3 protein-coding genes and 1 tRNA gene are annotated in these 2,004 nt (G+C 38.2%); 3 read left to right on the plus strand and 1 reads right to left on the minus strand.

Translation table 11 applies throughout. The features are described from left to right. Nucleotides 1-747 (minus strand): transketolase family protein (locus tag IHO13_RS05325; RefSeq protein ID WP_225538607.1); only part of this gene is annotated, 747 nt, incomplete at its 3' end. A 113-nt stretch (nt 748-860) separates the two neighbouring features. On the opposite strand from IHO13_RS05325, the gene rpsD reads away from it, so the two are divergent. The 3 genes from rpsD to iscX all read left to right on the plus strand — a co-directional run bounded on the left by rpsD (nt 861) and on the right by iscX (nt 1,795). Beyond that, nucleotides 861-1,475, plus strand: coding sequence for a 30S ribosomal protein S4 (gene rpsD, locus IHO13_RS05330; RefSeq protein WP_225538608.1), 615 nt, complete (start codon nt 861-863; stop codon nt 1,473-1,475). A 10-nt stretch (nt 1,476-1,485) separates the two neighbouring features. Then, nucleotides 1,486-1,572: transfer RNA gene (locus IHO13_RS05335), tRNA-Leu, on the plus strand. A 28-nt stretch (nt 1,573-1,600) separates the two neighbouring features. Beyond that, nucleotides 1,601-1,795 carry a Fe-S cluster assembly protein IscX gene (gene iscX, locus IHO13_RS05340; RefSeq protein WP_225538609.1) on the plus strand — a complete coding sequence of 65 codons (195 nt, stop codon included), beginning with the start codon at nt 1,601-1,603 and terminating at the stop codon, nt 1,793-1,795. Nucleotides 1,796-2,004: the final 209 nt, after the last annotated feature.

Raw genomic sequence — 2,004 nt, forward strand, 5'->3', positions numbered from 1 at the left:
TGTACCGGCACGGCTTGAAAATTTTCCGATGATGGTTTTGCAGCAAATAATCGACGGCTTGTCAGATTTTTGCGCTTTCTCTATTGCAAGCGATATGGAGTTAAAATCATGGCCATCAATTTTGTTAACATTCCACCCATAAGCTGAAAAACGCTTTTCTATGTCATCAGAACAAGAGAGGCTAGTAGCGCCATCTATAGAGATGTCATTATCATCAAAAAGGGCTATCAACTTATTCAATTTGAGATGTCCAGCAAGTGATGCTGCTTCATGGCTTATTCCTTCCATGAGACAGCCATCTCCTAGCATTACGTAAGTGTAATGATTAATTCCAAACTGCTTTTCAAGAATCGATTCAGCAAGTGCCATGCCAACTGAAGTGGCAAGCCCCTGCCCGAGCGGACCTGTTGTTGCTTCTATGCCAGGAGTCAAACCAAATTCTGGATGACCTGGAGTTTTGGATGTGAGTTGCCTGAAGTTCTTTAACTCATCTATACTAATGTAGCCTGTCAGATATAATATTGAATATAATAACATTGAACCGTGGCCGTTTGATAAAATGAAACGGTCCCTGTTGAGCCATTTAGGATCGTCAGGGTTGTGATTTAGATATTTAGCAAATAAAATAGTTGCAACATCTGCCATACCAAGTGGCATACCTGGGTGCCCAGAGTTCGCTTTTTGTACTGTATCAATTGATAAAAAGCGTATAGCGTTTGCCATAGATTCCAAAAGTAGATGGTTCATATGTCAATAGAAAAACTTAAAAGTGAAGTATAAGAAATTAAACTGGCAAAAACAAGTTGACACTTAATGCTAAAATCCTTAATAATCTAGAGTTAGATTGTGAGAGTTTTTATATGACGACTGTTATTAATAGAAAGTATAGAATCAGCCGTAGGCTTGGTATGAATTTGTGGGGTAGAGCAAAAGATCCAGTAAACAAAAGGAAATATCCTCCAGGTCAGCATGGTATTCTTGGATTCAAAAGATTATCTGATTTTGGTAAGCAATTCGCTGCACATAAAAAATTTAAGTTTTATTATGCAATTTCAAGTAAGCAGCTCAGGCGTATATTCTTAGATGCTTATAACAGGAAAGGTTACACAGCTGATAATTTTATTGGTATCTTAGAATCAAGGCTAAGTTCTGTTTTATATCACTCTGGCCTTGTGCCAACAATTTATTCGGCAAAACAGCTCATATCTCATGAGCATATTACAGTTAATGATGAAGTGGTTAATATATCAAGCTACCGAGTAAAACCTGGTGATATAGTCAAGATAGGAGAGAGAGCAGTAAAGATCCCTATAGTAGTAGAGGCTGTGGAAAAACAAGAACGCAAGGCTCCAGACTATTTAGAAACAAACAGTAAGGAGCATTCAGTGAAGTTTTTAAGAGTGCCTCAATATTCTGAAGTTCCTTACTCAGCGGATATGGAAGTTAATTTAGTAGTAGAGTTCTACTCTAGGTAAAATAAAAAAAGCCCGTGTGGCGGAATCGGTAGACGCAGCGGACTTAAAATCCGTGGGTTTTGCGGCCTTGGGAGTTCAAGTCTCCCCATGGGCACCAATTTAGTTTGGCAGAGTATTCAAGAAATATGAAATGGTTTGATATAGAAGGCATTGCAGAAGCTTTAGAGAAAAAGTTCCCAGACGAAGATGTAGTTAATATCAGGTTTACTGAGCTTAAAAAAAAGGTCTTGAGTTTAGAAGGATTTGACGATGATGAAAAACGTTGTAACGAAAAAATACTTGAAGCCATTCAAGTAGCTTGGATTGGAGAAAGATCTTAGACCGCTATTAAACGATCTAATCAACGCTCTTTTCCTGTTATTTCAGTGCTTGACGCATAGCTGTTGTAACTTGAGCCTACCAGGAAGTTCAAGTATCTGGCTACTTAGATAACACCCTAGCGATTTTTACCTTTTTTTCTGCTTATGCCAATCTCACTACACAGAAAGGGGACAGACGAAAGTGGAAAAAAGTTATAACGTCATCCAAT

It is taken from the genome of Wolbachia endosymbiont of Mansonella perstans, assembly GCF_020278605.1.
Taxonomy (GTDB): Bacteria; Pseudomonadota; Alphaproteobacteria; order Rickettsiales; family Anaplasmataceae; genus Wolbachia.